12 protein-coding genes are annotated in these 15,600 nt (G+C 57.1%); 9 read left to right on the top strand and 3 right to left on the bottom strand.

Features of this window, described 5'->3' with window-relative positions:
• Nucleotides 1–154: 154 nt before the first annotated feature.
• The 8 genes from pabB (at nt 155) to groL (ending at nt 9,883) form a co-directional block, all read left to right on the top strand.
• A complete protein-coding gene (pabB, locus tag BMZ66_RS04335; RefSeq protein ID WP_500778584.1) occupies nt 155–1,213 on the top strand; it encodes an aminodeoxychorismate synthase component I in 1,059 nt (352 codons plus the stop codon).
• Nucleotides 1,214–1,508: 295 nt separating this feature from the next.
• On the top strand, nt 1,509–2,945 hold the full coding sequence (gene miaB / locus BMZ66_RS04340) for a tRNA (N6-isopentenyl adenosine(37)-C2)-methylthiotransferase MiaB (protein WP_092669310.1): 1,437 nt from the start codon (nt 1,509–1,511) through the stop codon (nt 2,943–2,945).
• Between the two features lie 377 nt (nt 2,946–3,322).
• Entirely contained in the window at nt 3,323–4,618 is a 1,296-nt protein-coding gene (locus BMZ66_RS04345; protein WP_092669311.1) for a sigma-54 interaction domain-containing protein, read from the top strand.
• 76 nt (nt 4,619–4,694) lie between these two features.
• The gene (locus BMZ66_RS04350) at nt 4,695–5,186 is read left to right on the top strand and encodes an LptE family protein (protein ID WP_234794971.1); all 492 of its coding nucleotides are present in this window, start codon (nt 4,695–4,697) and stop codon (nt 5,184–5,186) included.
• Between the two features lie 193 nt (nt 5,187–5,379).
• Entirely contained in the window at nt 5,380–6,966 is a 1,587-nt protein-coding gene (locus tag BMZ66_RS04355; RefSeq protein ID WP_143080051.1) for a DUF8458 domain-containing protein, read from the top strand.
• A gap of 27 nt (nt 6,967–6,993) precedes the next feature.
• Nucleotides 6,994–7,452, top strand: coding sequence for a preprotein translocase subunit SecG (gene secG / locus BMZ66_RS04360; protein ID WP_092669327.1), 459 nt, complete (start codon nt 6,994–6,996; stop codon nt 7,450–7,452).
• 427 nt (nt 7,453–7,879) lie between these two features.
• A complete protein-coding gene (gene groES, locus BMZ66_RS04365; protein ID WP_035563022.1) occupies nt 7,880–8,170 on the top strand; it encodes a co-chaperone GroES in 291 nt (96 codons plus the stop codon).
• A gap of 63 nt (nt 8,171–8,233) precedes the next feature.
• A complete protein-coding gene (groL, locus tag BMZ66_RS04370) occupies nt 8,234–9,883 on the top strand; it encodes a chaperonin GroEL (RefSeq protein ID WP_092669328.1) in 1,650 nt (549 codons plus the stop codon).
• A gap of 339 nt (nt 9,884–10,222) precedes the next feature.
• Here the strand turns inward: groL and BMZ66_RS04375 are convergent, their stop codons facing one another.
• Together BMZ66_RS04375 and BMZ66_RS04380 are read right to left on the bottom strand one after the other, a co-directional pair.
• Entirely contained in the window at nt 10,223–11,977 is a 1,755-nt protein-coding gene (locus BMZ66_RS04375) for a peptide MFS transporter (RefSeq protein WP_092669329.1), read from the bottom strand.
• Between the two features lie 84 nt (nt 11,978–12,061).
• Nucleotides 12,062–13,003, bottom strand: coding sequence for an AraC family transcriptional regulator (locus BMZ66_RS04380; protein ID WP_092669330.1), 942 nt, complete (start codon nt 13,001–13,003; stop codon nt 12,062–12,064).
• A gap of 229 nt (nt 13,004–13,232) precedes the next feature.
• On the opposite strand from BMZ66_RS04380, the gene pckA reads away from it, so the two are divergent.
• The gene (gene pckA, locus BMZ66_RS04385; protein WP_092669331.1) at nt 13,233–14,873 is read left to right on the top strand and encodes a phosphoenolpyruvate carboxykinase (ATP); all 1,641 of its coding nucleotides are present in this window, start codon (nt 13,233–13,235) and stop codon (nt 14,871–14,873) included.
• A gap of 104 nt (nt 14,874–14,977) precedes the next feature.
• On the opposite strand, the gene BMZ66_RS04390 is transcribed toward pckA, so the two are convergent.
• Nucleotides 14,978–15,538: a cupin domain-containing protein gene (locus BMZ66_RS04390; protein WP_092669332.1), complete on the bottom strand. Its 561-nt coding sequence runs from the start codon at nt 15,536–15,538 to the stop codon at nt 14,978–14,980.
• Nucleotides 15,539–15,600: the final 62 nt, after the last annotated feature.

Consider the following 15,600-nt stretch of genomic DNA (forward strand, 5'->3'; position numbering starts at 1 on the left):
AGGGTTTCCTTATTGCGCCTATTTCGAGCCTAACGGCCTGGCTTACCCGCATAGCCCTTTCGAACGAATTTTAGCAGTAGCTCCGGCTACGGCGGCAACCCTTAATGCCCTCGCCGACCTGAGCCAGCTGCACAGCCAAACAGCCGAAGCAGGGATGCATTGCGTCTTTATTAGCTACGATATAAAAAACGACATTGAGGCGCTTACCAGTGAGAACTTCGATGGATTTAACTGGCCTAAGCTTCACTTTTTCAAGCCGAGCACTTGGCTCTGCTGGCGCGCTGATGATGTAGAAATACATGGGCAGACGTTGGGGGTGATGGAGCAGATTCTAATGCACGCATTGCAAGCCGCTCCTGCACCGGTAGTACCCACCCTGCGCCCCCGACTGGCTAAAGCCGATTACTTGCTGGCCGTGGAAGCCATTCGGGAAGACATTCTAAACGGGGAAGTGTACGAACTCAATTTGTGCCAAGAGTTTTTTGCCGAAAACGTAGAATTGGCCCCGGCCGATGTTTTCTGGCGCCTCATGGAGGCCTCGCCCGCGCCGTTTGCGGGCTTTGTCCGCTGGCACGACCACTACCTGCTTTGTGCCTCACCCGAACGGTTTTTATCGCGTCACGGCTCCCAAATTATTTCCCAGCCCATCAAAGGCACCATTCGCCGAGGTGCCACCCCAGCCGAAGACGAGCAGCAGCGCCAAACCCTGCTGCACGATGAAAAGGAGCGCGCCGAAAACCTGATGATAGTAGATTTGGTCCGCAACGACCTCGCTCGCGTGGCCGAGACAGGCACCGTACGCGTGCCCGAGCTTTTTGGCCTCTACCCCTTCCGACACCTCTGGCAAATGATTTCAACGGTCGCCGCTGACCTCGCCCCCGACACCCGCCTGGAAGATGTGCTCCGCGCCACTTTCCCAATGGGCTCGATGACCGGTGCGCCAAAAATTCGCGCTATGCAACTCATCGAGCAGTATGAAAGCAGCCGGCGCGGCCTCTACAGCGGCAGCATCGGTTATGTGTGGCCCAACGGCGACTTCGACTTCAACGTGGTCATTCGCAGCCTGCAGTACCGTCGCGATACCGGCTACCTCAGCTTCCAAGTAGGCTCCGCCATCACCTTCGACTCCGACCCCGAGCGAGAATACGATGAGTGCTTGCTTAAAGCAAAGGCCCTGTTAGAGGTATTAGGAACCAGCATTGCCGAAAGTTGAACGAAAACTCCCATCCTTTTTTAAGGAGGGGATGTTCGAGCCGCAGGCTCGGACGGGGGTGGTTGCACTCGTTGAAACGAAGGTTGGCGTAGCTAACGACATCCGAATGTCTTGTGGTAGAATCGTTCGGATGTCGTTCAACGACTTCAACCACCCCAGCAGCCGCTTCGCGGCTGCGTCCTCTCCTCATCTGAGGAGGGGAGTTTGCCTCGCTACTCCCCGAAGCCGCTCTGCCATTCTGTCATTTTAGCTTAGTCTAACCTATCTTTGTGTTCCGCCGAAACGCGCTTCTATTATGTCCCAAGCCCTGTTAACCCTTGATTTTTTAGATAAAGAGACGCCTACTCCCGAGGCTACGCCGGGTGGCGAGATGCGCGTGAGTGCGGCTACCCGCACCGGGCGTCAGCGCAAGCTCTACATCGAGAGCTACGGCTGTCAGATGAATTTCTCGGACTCGGAAATCGTGTCGAGCATACTATTCAACGAGGGTTTTGATACCACCGACGACCTGGCCAGCGCCGACCTGGTGTTGCTCAACACCTGCTCCATCCGGGAAAAAGCCGAGCAGACGGTGCGCATGCGCCTCTCGCAAATCAACTCGCACAAAAAGCGCAACCCCGGCCTGCTGGTGGGCGTGCTCGGCTGCATGGCCGAGCGCCTGAAAAGCAAGTTTTTGGAAGAAGAGAAAATTGTTGACCTCGTGGTAGGCCCCGATGCTTACCGCGACCTCCCCCAACTCATCAGCCAGGTAGACGGCGGCCAGAAGGGTGTGAACGTGCTGCTCAGCCGCGAAGAAACCTACGCCGACATCACGCCGGTGCGCCTGAACTCCAACGGTGTGTCGGCCTTCATCAGCATCATGCGCGGCTGCGACAACATGTGCTCGTTCTGCGTGGTGCCCTTCACCCGCGGTCGCGAGCGCAGCCGCGACGCCCACAGCATTTTGCGTGAAGCCGCCGACCTGGTCGCGGCCGGCTACAAGGAAGTGACCCTGCTGGGTCAGAACGTGGACAGCTACAAGTGGGCTTCGGCTGATGGCACCGAGCACGTCAACTTCGCGCACCTCCTGGAAAAAGTGGCCCTTGTGAGCCCCGACCTGCGCGTGCGCTTCTCCACCTCGCACCCCAAAGACATCACCGACGAAGTGCTCCACACCATGGCACGCTACGACAACATCTGTAAGTTCATCCACCTGCCCGCCCAAAGTGGCAACTCGCGCGTGCTGGCCCTCATGAACCGCACCTACGACCGGCCCTGGTACGAGGAACGGGTGCTAGCCATCCGCCGCATTCTGGGCGATGATTGTGCCATCAGCTCCGACATGATTTCGGGCTTCTGCACCGAGACCGAGGAGGAACACCAGGATACCCTGAGCCTGATGCAGTTTGTGAAGTACGACATGGCGTACATGTTCTTCTACTCGGAGCGCCCCGGCACACTAGCCGCGCGCAAGCTAACCGACGACATTCCGCTGGAAGTGAAAAAGCGCCGCCTGCAGGAAATCATTGACCTGCAGCAGATTCACAGCGCCGAGCGCAACCAACGCGGCGTAGGTCGCGTGCACCAAGTATTGGTTGAGAACTTTTCGAAGCGCTCAAAAGAGCATTTGAGTGGCCGTAACAGCCAGAACCAGGTTGTCATTTTCCCAAAGCAAAACTTCAAGAAAGGCGACTACGTGAATGTGTTAGTGCACAGCGCTACCGCTAGCACCATGCTGGGCGAGGCTGTTTGAGCAGCTATGGCTAAGCGGAAGGTTCAGAAGACGATTTGGAACAGAGAAAAGCCGAAGAAAAAGCCTCCTCCCTTTTTTTCATTGTCCTCTTATTTAGCGATTGCTGGCTTCATTGGATGTTTGATTTACATTGGCTACCGTGAAGAATTACTTGCTTCAACCACTAAGTTCACCAAAGCAGTAATCAAATCACCTTATAGACGCAGGTATTGGGAGTATGAGTTTCGTATAAAAGGAATAACCTACTCTGGTGTGAGTACGGAGAGCGTTCACCATATAGGAGACACAATTACTGTTAAGTACGTACCCGATTATCCACAATTTAATCGGCAGATATACCCAGATTAAGCCCACCCGTTAAAGCCTACACTGCAGCCTTGACTACGCAAGAAATTCAATCAATTAAACTCCGGTTTGGCATCATCGGCAATGCGCCGGCGCTGAACTACGCCATTCAGGTGGCCGCGCAAGTCGCGCCGACTGACATGACGGTGCTCATCACCGGCGAAAGCGGGTCGGGCAAGGAGTCGTTTTCCAAGATTATCCACGCCTTGTCGCCTCGCAAGCACGGGCAGTTCATTGCCATCAACTGCGGCGCGATTCCGGAAGGCACCATCGATTCGGAGTTGTTTGGTCATGAAAAAGGCTCGTTCACGGGCGCCAACGAAGCCCGCAAGGGCTACTTTGAGGTGACCAACGGCGGCACCATTTTTTTGGACGAAATCGGTGAGATGCCGCTGGGCACCCAGGCCCGCCTGCTGCGCGTGCTGGAGAACGGTGAGTTCATCCGGGTGGGCAGCAGCAAGGTGCAGAAAACCGACGTGCGCGTGGTAGCTGCCACCAACGTAAACCTGCTTGACCGTGTGCAGGCTGGCACCTTCCGCGAAGACCTGTACTACCGCCTCAACACGGTGCCCATCACGGTGCCGCCCCTGCGCGACCGCGGCGAGGACATTTACCTGCTATTTCGCAAGTTTGCTTCCGATTCGGCCGAGCGGTACCGCACCCGGCCCATCACCCTGCTGCCCGACGCGGTGCAGGCGCTCACGCGCTTCCGCTTCCCCGGCAACATCCGCCAGCTCAAGAACATTGCCGAGCAGATATCGGTGCTCGAAACCGAGCGCGAGCTCGACGCCCGCCGCCTCGCCCCCTACCTGCCGCAGGACCAGGTGAGCCGCCTGCCCATGCTGCTGGGCCAGGGTGCCCCCGATACCGCCACCGCCGGCTACTCGGAACGCGACCTGCTCTACAAAATCCTGTTCGACATGCGCCGCGACATGACGGACCTGAAGAAAATGGTATTGGAGCTGGCCACCGGCCAGCGGCCGCACGAAGCCCAGGAACTGCTGCGCCAAAACAGCCACCTCTTCAACAATACTGCGCCCTCCAGCACGTTTGAAGGTGGCCAAGCGTCCGAATACTTCCTGCCTGCCGCGCCCAGCTCTTATAAAAGCGAGCCTGCGTCAGAATACGACGATGAAGAGGCTCCCGTGGAAGACATCCCGCACGAAACCGAAGAAGAAACGCTTTCGCTGGATGTGAAGGAACGGGAAATGATTCTGAAGGCGTTGAAAAAGCACAATAACAAGCGCAAGTACGCCGCGCACGACCTGGGCATTTCGGAACGCACGCTGTACCGTAAACTAAAGCAATATGACTTGGAGCAGGTTTAAATTAGATGATAGCTGTAAGCTGTTAGCTGTCAGCTTTTTAAGCATATTTGGCAGGAAAGCCATCAGCTACCAGCTAATGGCCATCAGCCTATTGATGAGTGGCTGCGGCATTTACTCGTTCAATGGCACCAACATTGACCCCTCTATCCGCACCATCTCCATTGGCACCATTCAGAACAACTCGCCCCAAGGGCCGGCGTTTCTAACGCAGCGGTTTACGGAAGATTTAAAGGATTACTTCCAGCAGAATACCAATCTGAAAATGGTGCCACGCGACGGCGACCTGCAATTTGAGGGTAATATCGTGGCTTACGATTTTGCGCCCGCCGCCATCCAGCAAGTGAACGGTGTGGACCAAGCGGGCTCCAACCGCCTGACCATTCAAGTCAGCATCCGGTTCACTAATACCAAGGACGACAAGCAAAGCTTCGAACAGCTCTTCCAGAACTTCGATGACTTCCCGGGCAGTCGCAACATCGCTACTATCAACAGCGACCCCAATGCGGTGCGCACCACCACCACCAAAATCATAACCGACATTTTTAATAAGTCAGTGGCTAACTGGTAACGGCCGAATCAGTTGCGGGCTAATTTGGGCGAAATTCGGCCGGGAAATCGCTGGTTTTTTAAATAAACTCAGCCGTTGCTGCGGGCACAATTGCGTAAATTAGCGTAATGTTGCGCCCCGTTAATCCGTTCGCAGCGCAGGTTTTAGGGAATTAATTCTAAAGCTGCTCCTCTTTAAAGCCGTCTTTTCTCCCGTGACTCGCGCCACGCTTCTGCATGTTTTGGACCACACCTCGGCCATTGGCCCGGCCGAAGTGCGCGAGTTGGAACAATTGGCCCAAGCCTTCCCGTATTGCCAAACGGCGCACCTGCTGCTAGCCAAAGCTGCCCACGACCAAGGCACCATGTTGGCCGGCCAGCGCCTGCGCCGGGCCGCCACCTACGCCGCCGACCGCACCCTGCTGCGTCGCCTCATCGAGCACGTCGAGCCCGCAACAGCCCCGGAAGAGCCCTTCATTGAGCAAGCTCCTGTTGAAGTAGTGCCAGCCGTGCTGGCAACGCCTTCGCCCCTCCTGCTTGTCGATACCGAGATGGAAGTGCCTGTAGCAGCGGCAGCCCCCATCCCCCAAGAAGGCTCTTCGGAAACTACCACTGTGCACTCCGAGCCCGAGCCCGAGAGCGCAGTTTCGCTGCCCATCGTCGAGGTTATCCCAGCAACGCCCCTGCCCATAGAAGAGGCAGCACCAGTTCAGGAACAAGCACCGGCCAGCCCGCCTGTGCTTGATGAAACCGCTCCTCCTGCTCCGCTGATACAAGAGCCGCAGGCCGAGGAGCCGCCAGTTGAGGAGTCGTTGGTTGAAGAATTGCCGACCCAAGAGCCGCCCGTAGACGAGCCGCTAATAGAAGAATTACCAATAGTTGAACCACCGATAGAACAACCGCAAGCGGAATTAGCGCCAAGCCCTTCGGAAACTGATGTGGCCCTGCTGCTTGAGGTTGAGGGTATTGATATCCCAGCAATCGAGGGCGAGTCTAATGTTTTTCCGGAAGACCAGGAGGTAATTGAATTAGAGCCTGAAGCAGAGGAGGACTTATTGCCAGCGCAGGCACCGGCCGTGCGCCCGCCTGTAGAGGTCGGAGAAGCTCGGTTTGAGTTTGGCTTGGCTGAGCCTCCTCCGCCCGCCGTGCCAACCTATGAGTTGCCCGGCCTGGTTGATGAATGGGCTGCTTCGGCGGTTACCCGCAGCTTAGGTAGCCTGGACCCGCTGCCGGAAGTTTCGGCCCTTTATGGCACGAGCTCTGCCACCGACCCGGTTTTCACGCCGGCGGCCTTCACCGGCGACGACGCCATCGGTTATGCTTTCGGCGAAAGCAGCCGGCTGGGCTTTTCCATGCAGTTGCTTGACCTGCTCACCAATAAAGCCGAAGCGGCAGATGCGGCTGCTACGCAAGCGGCTGTAGCCCAGCCACCAGCCACGCCCCTGCCCCCGGCCGGCGCCTTTTTTGAGCCCGACCCGCTGCTGCTCAACCACTGGGCCACGCACTGCCCGCCGCCACCGGCGGTGCCTTCGTCGCTCGACCTTATCAATAACTTCCTGCGTCGCCAACCCCGCCTCACGCGGCCGGCTATGCTGCCGCCGCCCTCCGGTGTGCAAGCCGACCTCAGCATGCGCAGCACCCGCGCCGAATCCGATTTGGCCTCCGAAAGCCTGGCGCGCATCTTCGTCCGACAGGGCAAAACTGCCCGAGCCATTGAGATTTATGAGAAGCTAATGGTGAAACAGCCGGAAAAAATGGCGTACTTTGCGGCCCAAATACAATCTTTGCAACCCCCGGCGTAATTCGCCTTTCAGTTTCTTTTGTTCCTCATGTACACTGCTATCATCGTTCTAATTCTTCTCGTGTGCTTTTTGCTGGCCCTGGTGGTGCTGGCCCAAAACCCCAAGGGTGGCGGACTCTCCAGCCAGTTCAGCGCCGGTGGCGCCGCCAGCATGATGGGCGTGAAGCGGACCGGCGATTTGCTGGAGAAACTGACCTGGGGCTTCGCCATTGGCTTGGTGGTGCTGTCGCTCGGCACGCACATGCTCAATACTAACACGGGTGGTCCCACTCGCAGCGTCAACCAGCAACGTGCCTTGGAGACCCGCCTGCCCGCGCCTGCTCCCGCACCAGGAACTGCCGCCCCGGGCACTTCGGCACCGGCTCCCGGCGCAGCAGCCCCCGGTGGTGCTAGCGCCCCTGCTGGCGCTGCTCCGGCCCCCGGTGGTGCTCCGGCTACCAATCCGGACCAGCCCAACTCCAGCACGACCCCTAGCGGCAACAAATAATAAACGCAACGCGCATTTTACTTAAGTACCGTTAAAGCCGGTGGCTCCTTACAGGGCCACCGGCTTTTTTCGTTGTTGCGCGGTTCATGAAGTCTTTTACCCTGCTAAGTACCCATATCAACAGCCATTTACCAATAGGTCGTCATGCCGAGTGGAGCCGAGGCATCTCGCTCGAATCGTTGGAGTAAGATGGATTACTGACGCACGCGAGATGCCTCGGCTCCGCTCGGCATGACGAGCTATTGGATAAGATTTTACAGTTCAGCTGCCGCTGCTTCGCTGACGCACGGGCCACTGCCATCGGCCAACTCTGCCACGCTTTAGTTCCAAAACTGCCCATTTTGTCAGGTTTATGGGGCTGGCACGGGAAGTGTCACTGGGGCGTACACCCTGATTTTTCATCCAATTCAATCCAAACACACACAGAATGGCACTTAGCATGAAACCGCTGGCCGACCGCGTCATTGTTCGCGCCGCCGCCGCCGAGGAGAAAACCAAGTCCGGCATCATCATTCCTGACACTGCCAAGGAGAAGCCGCAGCGCGGTGAGGTAGTGGCCGTGGGCGAAGGCAAAACCGCTGACAGCGGCTCCCTCATCAAGCCCCAAGTGCAGGTAGGCGACCAGGTGTTGTATGGCAAGTATGCCGGCACCGAAATCACCGTCGATGGCGAGGACCTGCTCATCATGCGCGAGTCGGACATTTTCGCCGTGTTGTAAGCCACAGGCTTCATCGCGAAAACTCCAAAACACCACATTACTTAATTACTACATCACCCAGAAATGGCTAAGAACATCCAATTCGATACCGAAGGCCGCGCCCGCTTGCAAGCCGGTGTGAACAAACTGGCCAACGCCGTAAAAGTGACCCTCGGTCCGAAGGGCCGCAACGTCATCATCGACAAGAAATTTGGCGCGCCCTCCATTACCAAGGACGGCGTGACCGTGGCCAAGGAAATTGAGCTGCGCGACCCCATTGAGAACATGGGCGCCCAGCTCGTGAAGGAAGTGGCTTCGAAGACGGCCGACCAGGCTGGCGACGGCACCACTACTGCCACCGTACTGGCCCAGGCCATCTACACCGCTGGCTCGAAGAACGTGGCCGCCGGTGCTAACCCTATGGACTTGAAGCGCGGCATCGACAAGGCAGTTATCGCCGTTGTTGCCAACCTGAAAGCCCAGTCGAAGAAAATCGAAAACTCGGCTGAAATCGCCCAAGTTGGTACCATCTCGGCCAACAACGACGCCGAAATCGGTAAGATGATTGCCGATGCCATGGAGAAAGTGGGCAAAGAAGGCGTTATCACGGTAGAAGAAGCGCGTGGCACCGAAACCGAAGTTAAAACGGTGGAAGGCATGCAGTTTGACCGCGGTTACCTCTCCCCTTACTTCGTGACCAACCCCGAGAAAATGGAGGTTGAGTTCGACTCGCCTTACGTTCTCATCTACGACAAGAAGGTGAGCACCATGAAGGAGCTGCTGCCCGTGCTCGAGCAAGTGCTTCAGACCGGCAAGCCCCTCGTCATCATCTCGGAAGATGTGGACGGCGAAGCCCTTGCTACCCTGGTGGTGAACAAGCTGCGCGGCTCGCTGAAAATCGCGGCCGTAAAGGCTCCTGGCTTCGGCGACCGTCGCAAGGCCATGCTGGAAGACATTGCTACCCTTACGGGCGGTACCGTTATCAGCGAAGAGCAGGGCTACAAGCTCGAAAACGCGACCCTGGAGTACCTGGGCACGGCCGAGAAAATCATCATCGACAAGGACAACACCACCATCGTCAACGGCAAAGGCGAGAAGGAGAACATCCAGAGCCGCATCTCGCAGATTAAGGCTCAGATGGAAACCACCACGTCGGACTACGACAAGGAGAAACTGCAGGAGCGCCTCGCTAAGTTGAGCGGCGGTGTGGCTATTCTCTACATCGGCGCCAGCACCGAGGTGGAAATGAAAGAGAAGAAAGACCGGGTTGACGATGCCCTGCACGCCACCCGCGCCGCCGTTGAGGAAGGCGTGGTACCCGGCGGTGGCGTGGCCCTCGTGCGCGCTATTGAGTCGTTGGCCGCTGTGGACACCCACAACGCTGACGAGCGCACCGGCGTGAACATCATCCGTACGGCGCTCGAGTCGCCCCTGCGCTGCATCGTGCAGAACGCCGGTGGCGAAGGCTCGGTAGTAGTGCAGAAGGTGCGCGAAGGCAGCGGTGACTACGGCTACAACGCCCGCGAAGACCGCTACGAAAACCTGGTGGCCGCTGGTATCATCGACCCCACCAAAGTAACGCGTCTCGCCCTCGAAAACGCTGCTTCTATCGCCGGCTTGCTGCTGACGACCGAGGCTGTGATTTCGGACGAGCCCGAGCCTAAGGATGGCGGCAATGGCCATGGCGGCGACGGTGGCATGGGCGGTATGGGTGGCATGGGCGGCATGATGTAAGTCAAGCCGCTTGCAGCCCTTGCTGTTAGCAATGAAAGCCCCGTTGGCGATGCCAGCGGGGCTTTTTTGTGGGTTGGGTCCCTGACGTGAACCTCACCCCCTGACCCCCTCTCCAAAAAAGAGGGGGCACCGGCTTTGCGCTGTCATATACTGCTAAAAGTAAAAAGCCTGCTGTTTAGCAGGCTTCTTTAATTAACACTATTATCCTAAAGCATGACCGGTGCCCCCTCTTTTTTGGAGAGGGGGTCAGGGGGTGAGGTTCCCCGCCTGGGCCGCAACGCCCACAAAAAAGCCCCCGACACAATTAGTGCCGGGGGCTTTTTCAGTAAAACCGGAAAGTTATGCCGCAGCGACAGGTTCCTCCATCATGGTAAAAAGGCGCTTATAAATCACAAACAGGATAACTGAAGCCACAGCCGACATGCCCACGAAAATCATAAAGAAGTCGTAGAGGCTGGTGATTTGGAAACCGAGGAAAGAAGGCCAGTTGGAGGTCAGTTCCAGCGAGGCCAGTTTGGCAGTAATATCGGCTGTGGCCTGCGTGGTGCCGTTGAGGATGCCGGGCAGGTTGATGCCTTCTTTAGCGGCTTTAGCGAATTCGCCGGGGCCGGGAGGATACAGGCCCGACAGCACGCCGGCCAGCTTGTTGCCGGCAGCAGTGGCCAGGAACCATACGGCCATCAGCAGCGAGGCAAAGCGAGCGGGGGCTAGCTTGTTTACCAGGGCCAAGCCAATGGGCGACAAGCACAACTCGGCGAACGTGTGCATGAGGTACATGGTGATGAGCCAGAACATGCTCACCTTAGTCGAAGCGTCAACGCCCTTCACGCCGAAGGCGATGATGAGGTAGCCTACGGCCATCAGCATAAGGCTGAAGGCCATTTTCAGGGGCGATGAAGGCTCGATGCCGCGCTTGCCCATCCAGGTCCACAACACGGCGAAGACGGGAGCGAACACGATAATAAACAAAGCGTTAGCCGACTGAAAGTACGACGCGGGCACTACTGTGGAGCCCAGCGTGCGGTCGGTTTGCTCATCAGCGAAGAAGGTGAGCGAGGCACCAGCCTGCTCAAACGTGCCCCAGAAGAAGATTACGAAGAAGCTGAGGATGAAAATGACGTAGATTTTCTGCTTTTCGCGGGAAGTCAGGGAAGTATCGGTGAGGATGGTTATCGGAGCTACAATCATAGCGGAGAACACCAGTGCGCCAATCCAGTCGTGGTTCATAATCCAGGCAATGGCGGCGTACACAATCATAAACAGGCCCAGCAGCATGGGCACTTTGTTGGCATAGCTCTTGGGAACGGGCTGGGCGATGGTTTCAGCGCGAACCGGCGCATCTGTTTGCACTGGCACTACTTCGTTTTTGGCTACGAGTTGCTCGGGCGCGTTCCGCTCGGGACGGGCGCCGAGGGGAGCACCATCGGCAGTTACTACGTACTTGTGTTTCAGCAGCTCGAAGGTGAGGCTGCCGATAAGCATGCCGATGCCGGCAGCCAGGAAGCCCCATTTAAAGTCGGCGGGGTTGCCGGTATCGCCGAGTGTGCCGCACACCAGCGGCGAGAAAAACGCGCCTAGGTTGATGCCCATGTAGAAAATGGTGTAGGCTGCGTCGACGCGGGAATCGCCCTTTGGATAAAGCGAGCCTACCATCGAGGAGATATTCGGCTTGAAGAATCCGTTGCCGAAAATCAAGCAACCCAGGCCCAGGAAGAAGAACAGCAATTGGGCCTGCGGCACGGCGGTTTGGCCTGCCGAGTACATGGAAGCAGAGAAGAAGAGGCTGAACTGACCCACGGCCATCAGCAAGCCGCCCACCAGAATGGAGCGGCGGTTGCCCCAATAGCGGTCGGCCATGTAGCCGCCGAGCAAGGGCGTGAGGTACACGAGCGAGGTGTAGTTGCCATAGATGAGCGACGACATCTCCTTGTTCATGAGGAGGGCCTTGAGCATGTACAGCGACAGCAGGGCCCGCATGCCGTAGTAGCTGAACCGCTCCCACATTTCGGTGGCGAACAGGACGTACAAGCCGCGCGGATGGCTCGTGGATTCCGACTTAAGTGGTTGCTCGCGTAGAGCAGAGGCTGGTTGCATTAGGGAAGGTTAGGTGTGGGAAAATGAAAAGAAGGATGGCCCCCAGCGCAATGCGGGGACGGTAAATCTAGGAAAGTTTCGGCACTATGAAGTTTGGGGCAAGTTTTTCCACTCGGCCACGACTGGCTTGGGCAACTTGGGCGGGGCGTCGCTGCGGTAAGCCTTGGCGCGGTAGGCGCCGGGCGAGAGGCCTGTTTGCTTTCGGAAAAATCGGGTGAAGTAGCCCGGGTCGACGAACTGCAGCTCGTAGGCAATTTCAGCCACCGAGAGCGACGTATACAGCAGGTAGTTGTGGGCTTTGCGGATGGTGTGGGCCTGCACAATCTGCTGCGCCGTCTTGCCTTTCACAGCCTGGCAAATACGATTTAAGTGCACTTGGGTAATTCGCAGCTCCTGAGCAAATTGTGATATCTTTTTCTCGAATGGCGCTGTGCGCTCAATGGCTTTTTGGAACTCGCGGAAGTAGTGCAGCGCGCGGTTGGGGCTCTCCTCTTTGCCGCGGTTGTGTTGCAACAGCCGAAATATCTTCACGAAAAGCAGTTTGAAGTAGCCATTCAGCGCAAGCTGCTTGCCGGGCAGCTCGGAGTAGATTTCCTCATGAATCTGCTGCTCGAGCGCGAGCAAATCGGCGAAGCGTACTTCGGAATTAAAATCAGACAGGATGTGCACGGAGTTAAGCTCGACCAGCACGCCGGGCGTCGCTTGCAGAATGGTGTCGAGCAAAGCCTCGGCCAGGGTGAGCGTGCGGCCCTTTACCTGGGGGCTGAACGTGAAGCCGTGCACGGTGTTGGCCGGGATGATGACGAGGCAGGGCGTTTTCAGGTCAATGGGCTCGGCAGCTTCGAACGAGGCCTGGCCGGCTTCAAGAAAAAATAGCTGAAACAGATTTTCGTGCAGATGCGGCTTCAACCCCCAGTTGGTGAGGCGTTGCCGGGGCACGATGAGCTGACTCTGGAGATAGTCGTGTGAAATCTGCGCTTTGCTGTCGCCGTATATGCCGTTGAAACGGGCGATTTCGGTAGGCATGGTCTTGGACTAAAGTAGGGACAAAGGAAACCTCAGCAGGGCCAACGGTTAAATTTTTACAGCCTTTTTAGGGGCGTAGCACCGTCTTTGCCGCTCAAAAATAACGAATCAGGTAGACAAGGTTTAATTTGTCCCGTTAAAGGAACGAATTGTTTCACTTGCAACAAGCTGAATAATTCTACCTTTGTCCCCTCACTCACGAAAACTCCCACCCAACACTTTTCTCACCATGCAAGAAGCCTCCACCCTTGCTAACACGCACCACAATCGTTTGCAGCCACTTGGCTTCAACGAAATGGCTACCGTACACCTCAACCTGACCCCGGCCGAGCTGATTGAGCACGCGCTGCGCAACGGCGAAGGCCACCTCACCGATACGGGCGCACTGATGGCCGACACCGGTAAATTCACCGGCCGCTCGCCCAAAGACCGGTTTGTGGTGAAGGATGCAAACACCGAAGACAGCGTGTGGTGGGGCGACATCAACATTCCCTTCGACGCCGACAAGTTCGACCAGCTGCACCAGAAGATGGTGGCTTACCTGGCCGACAAAGAACTGTACGTGCGCGAAGCCTACGCCGGCGCCAATCCCGACTACCAGCTCAAGCTGCGCATCGTGAACGAGCAGGCCTGGCACAACCTGTTTTGCTACAACATGTTCCTGCGCCCCGAAGAAGGCGCGGACACTACCTGGACGCCCGACTTCAGCATCATCTGCGCCCCCGGCTTCGAAGCCGACCCGGCCGTAGACGGTACCCGCCAGCCCAACTTTGCCATCCTCAACTTCACCAAGAAGATGATTCTGATTGGCGGCACCGGCTACGCTGGCGAGATGAAGAAAGGCATCTTTGGCGTGCTGAACTACCTGCTCCCGCACGAGCAAAGCACCCTGCCCATGCACTGCTCGGCCAACGTGGGCGAAAGCGGCGACACCGCCATTTTCTTCGGCCTCTCGGGCACCGGCAAAACCACCCTTTCGGCCGACCCCAATCGTGGCCTCATCGGCGACGACGAGCACGGCTGGACGCCCGAAGCCGGTATCTTCAACTTTGAGGGCGGCTGCTACGCCAAGGTGATTGACCTGAGCAAGGAGAAGGAGCCCCAGATTTGGGATGCCATCCGCTTTGGCTCCATCGTGGAGAACACCCGCTTCATCCCCGGCACCCACACCGTGGACTACGCCAACAAGTCGGTAACGGAAAACACCCGCACTGCCTATCCCATCAACTTCATCGACAACGCCATTGAGCCCTCGGTGGCCGATGCGCCGAAGAACATTTTCTTCCTAACGGCCGATGCCTTCGGCGTGCTGCCTCCCATCAGCAAGCTCGACAAGAGCCACGCCATGTACCTCTTCATGTCGGGCTACACCGCCAAGGTGGCTGGTACCGAAATGGGCGTGACGGAGCCGCAGACCACGTTCTCGGCTTGCTTCGGCGCCGTGTTCCTGCCCCTGCACCCCACCAAGTACGCCGAGATGCTGGGCCAGAAAATGGACGAGAACCCCGACATCAACGTGTGGCTCATCAACACCGGCTGGACTGGCGGTAGCTACGGCGTAGGCTCGCGCATGAAACTACCCTACACCCGCGCCATGATTACGGCTGCCCTCAACGGCCAGCTCGACCAAGTAAAATTCATCAAGCACCCCATTTTTGGCGTGGAAGTGCCCGGCGCCGTGCCCGGCGTGCCCAGCGAAATCCTGGACCCCCGCAACACCTGGGCCGACAAAGCCGCCTACGACAAAACGGCCTCCAGCCTGGCCGATAAATTCGTGGAGAACTTCAAGAAGTTCGCCGACTATGCCAACGAGGAAATCTTGGCCGGCGCCCCCAAAGTTAAAGTAGCTGCTGAAGCAACGGTAGCTTAAGCAACACCAGCCCAACACAACAAAGCCCCGCTGCCTATCAGGTCGGCGGGGCTTTGTTGTGTTGGGCACCTTCGTAAAAACGTTGCTTTAGAACCCGTAAACTACTAATCGACGGCCAGGGGTGGCCCTACTATCCGCATGTCGTGGGCCGCAAAAATCTGAGTCATTTCGGTGGGTGTAAGCTCTTTGGTCAAGGACGCTAGAGCCACAAAAAATTCCTCCAGCTTCCCGGCGGGTTGGACCGTTACCGTCATTTTGCCTTTTTGAGAAACTTGCGTCCAAGCGTGCGGGATGTTCCGAGGCAGGAAAATACTATCCCCTGTCCGCAGCTTATATTTTTCCTCTCCAACCTGAAAGTAGTATTCGCCTTCCAATACATAAAACACCTCGTCCTGAGTAGAGTGAATATGCAAAGGCGTTCCTCGATTAGGGGATTGGCTGATTTGCTCAAAAATAGCCAAGCCTCCGGCCGTGTCTTTGCCCGATATTTTCAGGTCCAAAATATTCGCGTTGACGCCCTTAAGCCTAATATGCCCATGAATGCGCCCCTCTCCGGCGGCTACCTTAAAGCCCTTGCCAGGCGCCGCGGCTTTGAGGTGAAATGGAGAGGCCGCAACAGCCGGAACTCCGGTAGCTATGGAGAGCAGAAATTTGCGCCTTTTCATAGTGAAATGAATTAATCCTGAATGCTACAAATGACTTAATTCAGCCATTAGAAACCGGGAAG

Source organism: Hymenobacter arizonensis, assembly GCF_900115775.1.
Lineage (GTDB): Bacteria > Bacteroidota > Bacteroidia > Cytophagales > Hymenobacteraceae > Hymenobacter > Hymenobacter arizonensis.